The organism is Streptomyces sp. NPDC058000 (assembly GCF_042886435.1).
Classification (GTDB): domain Bacteria; phylum Actinomycetota; class Actinomycetes; order Streptomycetales; family Streptomycetaceae; genus Streptomyces.
The window spans coordinates 1-7,467 of sequence record NZ_JBHVQS010000025.1; the positions used below are offsets into that span (position 1 = coordinate 1).

Genomic DNA, 7,467 nt, shown 5'->3' on the forward strand with positions numbered 1-7,467 from the left:
GCCTGGACGACTTCGACGGCCGGGTGTCGGTGGCAGCGGTCAACGGACCGCGCTCCGCCGTGGTCGCCGGCGAGCCCGAGGCGCTCGACGCGCTGCACGCGCAACTGACCGGCGAGGACATCCGGGCCCGCCGGATCGCGGTGGACTACGCCTCGCACTCGCACCAGGTCGAGGACCTGCACGAGGAACTGCTCACCGTACTTGGGGAGGTGGTACCCCGCGCTTCGCAGATCCCGTTCTTCTCCACTGTGACCGGTGGCTGGTTGGACACGGGGGAGTTGGATGCCGGCTACTGGTTCCGGAATCTGCGCGGTCGGGTGCGGTTTGCCGAGGCGGTGCGGGAGTTGTTGGCGGTGGAGTATCGGGCGTTTGTGGAGGTCAGTTCGCACCCGGTGTTGTCGATGGCGGTGCAGGAGGCGATCGATGAGGCTGGTGTGCCGGCCGTCGCGGCCGGCACGCTGCGCCGGGAGCAGGGGGGTGTGGATCGTTTCCTGTTGTCCGCTGCGGAGGTCTTTGTGCGGGGGGTGGAGGTGGACTGGGCGGGTGTGTTCGAGGGGACCGGTGCGTCCCGGGTCGACCTGCCGACCTACGCCTTCCAACGCGAGCGGTACTGGAACACCCGTACTGCTGCCGAGCGTTCCGCCGCCGACGCCCCCATGGACGCCGAATTCTGGGCCGCCGTCGAGCAGGCGGACGTCTCCGCGCTGACCGCGGCGCTCGGCACCGACGAGGACTCCGTCGCCGCCATCCTGCCCGGCCTCACCTCCTGGCGCCGAGCCCGCTCCCAGCGCACCACCATCGACTCCTGGCGGTACCGCGTCACCTGGACCCCCCTCACCCAGACCCCCCGCGCGTCCCTGACCGGCAGTTGGCTGCTGGTCACCGCCGACGGCATCGACGACACCGACGTAGCCGCGGCACTGGAAACGCACGGCGCAGAGGTGCACCGCCTGGTCCTCGACGAGGCGTGCGCCGACCGGGCCGTCCTACGGGAACGCCTGGTCGGGGCGGCGGACGCCACCGGAACCGTCACCGGAATCGTCTCCGTCCTCGCCGCCGCCGAGGACCGCAGCGCCCACCACCCCGGCCTCACCCGCGGACTCGCGCTCTCCGTCTCCCTCATCCAGGCCCTCGGCGACGCCGACGTCCCCGCACCACTGTGGTTCCTGACCCGCGGTGCCTTCGCCACCGGCCCGTCCGACCCCGTCACCCAGCCCCTCCAGAGCCAGGTCGCGGGCATCGGCTGGACCGCGGCGCTGGAACACCCGCAACGCTGGGGCGGCACCATCGACCTGCCCGCCGCCCTCGACGCCCGGGCCGCCCAGCGGCTCGCCGCCGCACTGTCCGGAGCCCTCGGCGCCGAGGACCAGCTCGCCCTTCGCCCCGCGGGGATGCTGGCGCGCCGGATCGTCCGCGCCGGACACCGCAGCGGACGCCCGGCCCGGACCTGGACGCCGCGCGGTACGACGCTGATCACCGGCGGCTCCGGGACCCTTGCCCCGCACCTCGCCCGGTGGCTGGCCGGGCGTGGCGCCGAGCATGTGGTGCTGGTCAGCCGGCGGGGTGCGGAAGCCCCCGGGGCCCACGAACTCGTCGCAGAATTGGCCGAGTTGGGTACCGAGGCGACCGTCGCCGCCTGCGACATCACCGACCGTGACGCGGTCGCCGCGCTGCTGGCCGACCTCAAGGACGACGGCCGCACCATCCGCACCGTCGTCCACACCGCCGCCACCATCGAGCTGTCCGCGCTCACCGACACCACCGTGGAAGCGTTCTCCGACGTCGTCCACGCCAAGGTCACCGGCGCACAGATCCTCGACGACCTGCTCGACGACGCGGAACTGGACGACTTCGTCCTGTACTCCTCCACCGCCGGCATGTGGGGCAGCGGCGTCCACGCCGCCTACGTCGCCGGCAACGCCTACCTGTCCGCGCTCGCCGAACAGCGCCGCGCCCGCGGGCAGCGCGCCACGTCCCTCCACTGGGGCAAGTGGCCCGACGACCAGGCACGCGAACTGGCCGACCCGCACCGGATCCGCCGCAGCGGCCTGGAGTACCTCGACCCCGAGGTGGCGCTGACCGCACTCCAGCAGGTCCTGGACGACGACGAGACCGTCATCGGCCTCATGGACATCGACTGGGACACCTACCACGACGTCTTCACCGCAGGCCGGCCCGCGCACCTCTTCGACCAGATCCCCGAGGTACGGCGCCGCCTCGACCAGACGTCCGCCCCGGACACCGCGGACCCGGCCACCGGCGGCCTCGCGACCCGCCTGCACGGCCTCGCCGACGCCGAGCAGGACCGGCTGCTGCTCACCCTGGTCCGCACCGAGGCAGCAGCCGTCCTCGGGCACGCCTCAGCCGAGTCCTTCCCCGAGCGCCGCGCCTTCCGCGACCTCGGATTCGACTCGGTCACCGCCGTCGACCTGCGCAACCGGCTGGTGGCCGGCACCGGACTGCGCCTGCCGTCCACGATGGTCTTCGACCACCCCAACTGCGCGGCGCTCGCCGCGTTCCTGAAGACCACGGTGCTCGGCGGGCCCGTCGCCGGACCGCGGCCCGACGCCTCGACCGGCACCCCGGCCGACGACGACCCGATCGCCGTCATCGGCATGAGCTGCCGCTACCCCGGCGGCGCCGGCACCCCCGAGGACCTGCTGCGGCTCGCCCTCGACGGCGCCGACGCCATCTCGGAGTTCCCCGCGAACCGCGGCTGGGACGCCCAGGGCCTTTACGACCCGGACCCGGACCGGCCCGGCCGCACCTACTCCGTCCAGGGCGGATTCCTCCACGAGGCCGCCGGCTTCGACCCGGGCTTCTTCGGCATCTCACCGCGCGAAGCGCTCGCCATGGACCCACAGCAGCGACTCCTGCTGGAGACCGCCTGGGAGGCGTGCGAACGCGCCGGCATCGACCCCGAGTCGCTGCGCGGCAGCGCCGCCGGCACCTTCTTCGGCGCCAGCTACCAGGACTACGCCACGACCGTGCAGAACGGCACCGGGGAGTCCGAGGCGCACATGGTGACCGGCACCGCGGCCAGCGTGCTGTCCGGCCGGGTCTCCTACCTGCTCGGCCTGGAAGGCCCGGCGGTCACCGTGGACACCGCGTGCTCCTCCTCCCTGGTCGCCCTGCACCTGGCCTGCCAGTCACTGCGCACCGGCGAGAGCTCCCTCGCACTGGCCGGCGGCGCGGCCGTGATGGCCACCCCGCACGCCTTCGTCGGCTTCAGCCGGCAGCGCGCCCTCGCCCAGGACGGCCGCTGCAAGCCGTTCGCCGACGCCGCCGACGGGATGACCCTCGCCGAGGGCGTCGGCGTCGTCCTGCTGGAACGGCTCTCCGACGCCCGCGCCAACGGCCACCGGGTACTGGCCGTCGTCCGCGGCTCCGCCGTCAACCAGGACGGTGCCTCCAACGGCCTGACGGCACCCAACGGCCCCTCCCAACAGCGCGTCATCCGCCAGGCCCTCGCCAACTCCGGCCTGACCGGCGCCGACGTCGACGCGGTGGAAGCGCACGGCACCGGCACCAAGCTCGGCGACCCCATCGAGGCCCAGGCCCTGCTCGCCACCTACGGGCAGGACCGCGACCCCGAACTGCCGCTGCTGCTCGGCTCGGTGAAGTCCAACATCGGCCACACCCAGGCCGCGGCCGGTGTCGCCGGCGTCATCAAGATGATCCTCGCCATGGACGCCGGCGTACTCCCCGGCACCCTCCACCTCGACGCGCCGACGAGCCATGTGGACTGGACCGCCGGCGCCGTGGAACTGCTGCGCGAGCGCACCCCGTGGCCCGAGACCGGACGCCCCCGCCGGGCCGGGGTCTCCTCCTTCGGCATCAGCGGCACCAACGCCCACCTGATCCTGGAACAGGCCCCGGACACCGAGCCCCCCACCCCCACCCCCACCGACCGGCCCGCGGACAGCGAGAGCCACACCGACACCGTCGTCCCGTGGCCACTCGCCGCCAAATCCGCCGCGGCCCTACGGGACCAAGCCACCCGGCTGCTCAGCGCCGTCGAGCACGCCCCGGACCTCCCGCCCGCCCCCGTCGGACACGCCCTGGCCACCACACGGGCCGCGTTCGAGCACCGCGCCGTCGTCGTCGGCGAGCGGCGCGAGGACTTCCAGCGCGGCCTGGCCGCCCTGGCCACCGGCGCCTCGGCGGCCGGCCTGGTCACCGGCGTCGCCGGCGCCGACCCCGCCGGAGCGGTCTTCGTCTTCCCCGGCCAGGGATCCCAGTGGTGGGGCATGGGCCGCGAACTCCTCGCCACGTCCGAGGTGTTCCGCACCGCGATCGACGACTGTGCGGCCGCCCTCGCCCCCCACGTCGACTGGTCGCTGCACGACGTGCTGGCCGGCGAGGGCGACCCCGCCCTGCTGGAACGCGTGGATGTCGTCCAGCCCGCTCTGTTCGCCATGATGGTCGCGCTCTCCGCGCTCTGGCGCTCCCACGGCGTCGTCCCCGCCGCCGTGGTCGGCCACTCCCAGGGCGAGATCGCCGCGGCCTGCGTCGCCGGGGCCCTCAGCCTGGAGGACGCCGCCCGCGTGGTGGCGCTGCGCAGCCGGGCACTGCCGCAGCTCTCCGGACGCGGCGGCATGATGTCGGTGTCCGCACCCGTCGACCGGGTCACCGAACTCCTCGCCCCGTGGCAGCAGGCGCTGTCCGTCGCCGCGGTCAACGGGCCCTCGTCCGTGGTCGTGTCCGGCGACACCGACGCGCTCGACGCCCTGCACACCGCCTGCCAGGAACAGGGTGTCCGGGCCCGCAAGGTGTCCGTGGACTACGCCTCGCACGGGCGGCACGTCGAGGCCGTCCGCGACGAACTCGCCCGGGTCCTCGCGCCGGTCGGCCCGCGCGTCCCCGAGGTGCCGTTCTACTCGACCGTCACCGGCGCCCGCGTGGACGACGCCGCCTTCGACGGCGACTACTGGTACACCAACCTGCGGCAGACCGTCCGCATGGAAGAGGCCACCCGCGCCCTCCTCGCCGCCGGACACCGCGTCTTCGTCGAGGTCAGCCCGCACCCCGTACTGGCCGCCCCGATCCAGGAGACGCAGGAGGCCGTCGCGGCGACCACCGGCGGGTCAGCGGTGGTCCTCGGCTCGCTCCGCCGCGACGAGGGCGGCCCGCGGCGCTTCCTCACCTCGCTCGCCGAGGCCCACACCCACGGCGCCCCGGTCGACTGGACCACCACCTTCGCCCGGCCCGCCTACGACCCGGTGGACCTGCCCACCTACCCCTTCCAACGGCAGGACTTCTGGCCCGAGCCCCGACCCGTCGCCCCGACCGGCGGCGACCCGGCCGACGCCGCGTTCTGGACGCTGGTCGAGAACCAGGACCTCACCGCGCTCGCCGACGCACTCGGCGTCCCCGCCGACGACCAGCACACCGCGCTCGGCGCCGTCCTGCCCGCCCTGTCCGCCTGGCGCGCCAAGGCCGCGGCCCGCAACCGGATCGACGAACTCCGCTACCACGTCCAGTGGACCCGGGTCGCGGAACCCGCCGCGGCCCACACCACCGGCCGGCTGCTGGTCGCGGTACCGCCGGACCACGCCGACACCCCCTGGGTCGCCGCCGCGCTCGAGGCCCTGGGCACCGACACCGTCCGCTTCGAAGCCAAGGGCACCGACCGCACGGCCTGGGCCGCGCAGCTCGCCCAACTCATCGACGACGGCGAGGAGTTCACCGGCGTCGTATCACTGCTGGCGGCCGCCGAGGAGCGGCACCCGGACCTCGGCTCGGTGCCGCTGGGACTCGGGCAGACCCTCGTCCTGGTCCAGGCCCTCGGCGACGCCGGCCTGACCGCACCCCTGTGGTGCCTGACCCGCGGCGCGGTCGCCGCCGGCCGCGACGACGCCCTCAGCAGCCCGGTACAGGGCGCCCTGTGGGGCCTCGGCCGGGTCGTGGCCCTGGAACACCCCGACCGCTGGGGCGGCCTGATCGACCTGCCCGCCACCCTCGACGCCCGCGCCGCGGCCCGCCTCACCGGCCTGCTCGCCGACCCGGCCGGCGAGGACCAACTCGCCGTCCGCACCTCCGGCGTGCTCGCCCGCCGCCTGGTGCACGCCACCCCGGCCGCGCCCCGCTCCGGGCGCCGCTGGAGCGGCCGCGGCACCTGCCTCATCACCGGCGGCACCGGCGGCATCGGCGGCCGGATCGCCCGCTGGATGGCCGAACACGGCGCCGCGCACCTCGTCCTGACCAGCCGGCGCGGCCCGGACGCGCCCGGCGCCGCCGCACTCCGCGCCGAACTGGAGGCACGGGGCGCCCGCGTCACCCTCGCCGCCTGCGACGTCGCCGACCGCGACGCGCTGGCCGCCCTGCTGGCCGACCTGCCCGCCGACCAGCCGCTCACCTCCGTCTTCCACTCCGCGGGCGTGGCCGACGGGGACGCCCCCGCCGCCGACCTGACCCTCGATCAGCTCGACGCGCTACTGCGCGCCAAACTGACCGCCGCCCACCACCTCCACGACCTCACCGCCGCGCTGGACCTCGACGCGTTCGTGCTCTTCTCGTCCGGCGCCGCCGTCTGGGGCAGCGGCGGCCAGCCCGGCTACGCCGCCGCCAACGCCTACCTCGACGCCCTCGCCGCCCATCGCCGCTCCCTCGGCCTGCCCGGCGCGTCCGTCGCCTGGGGCACCTGGGGCGAAGTCGGCATGGCCACCGTCCCCGAGGTCCACGAGCGGCTGCACCGCCAAGGCGTCCGCGCCATGGAACCGGCCCACGCGATCGGCGCACTCCAACAGATGCTGGAGGACGACGACACCACCCTCGCCGTCACCTTGATGGACTGGGAGGTGTTCGCCCCGAGCTTCACCGCGACCCGGCCCAGCGCCCTGTTCAGCACGGTGCCCGAAGCCGTCCGCGCGGTGACCGGCGACCCCGGCACCACCGCCGGCGACGACGCCGCGCAGGCCGCCCCGCCGCTCCGCCGCCGCCTCGCGGAACTGTCGGCCGCCGAACGCGGCCGGGCCCTCGTCGAGGCCGTCCGCGCCGAGGCGTCCGCGACCCTCGGCCACGACACCCCCGACGCCATCCCCGCCGGCCGCGCCTTCCGCGACGTCGGCTTCGACTCCGTCACCGCGGTCGAACTCCGCAACCGCCTGCGCACCGCCCTCGGCATGCCCCTGCCGGCCGCCCTCGTCTTCGACCACCCCACCCCCACGGCCCTCGCCGGCCACCTCGGCACGCTGCTCTTCGGCACCGCACCCGAGGCCCCCGGCACCGGTCGCCCCGACGACCCCGACGCCCGCATCCGCGAGGCGCTCGCCACCGTCCCCATCGGACGACTGCGCAAGGCGGGCCTCCTCGACATGGTGCTGAAACTCGCCGACGGAGACGCGACCGACGACCCCGCCCCCCAGGCCGACGACCCCGCGGAATCCCTCGACGACATGGACGCCGAAGCCCTGCTGCGGCTGGCCACCGAGAACTCGGCGCACTGAAAGAGAGCTGGAGCCAACC

The 7,467-nt window shown here is 74.9% G+C and carries 1 pseudogene; it reads left to right on the forward strand.

From position 1 onward, the window contains the following. Positions 1-23: 23 nt before the first annotated feature. Positions 24-7,448 (forward strand): annotated as a pseudogene (locus tag ACFVT2_RS23490) (type I polyketide synthase); the annotation flags it as partial. Positions 7,449-7,467 lie beyond the last annotated feature (19 nt).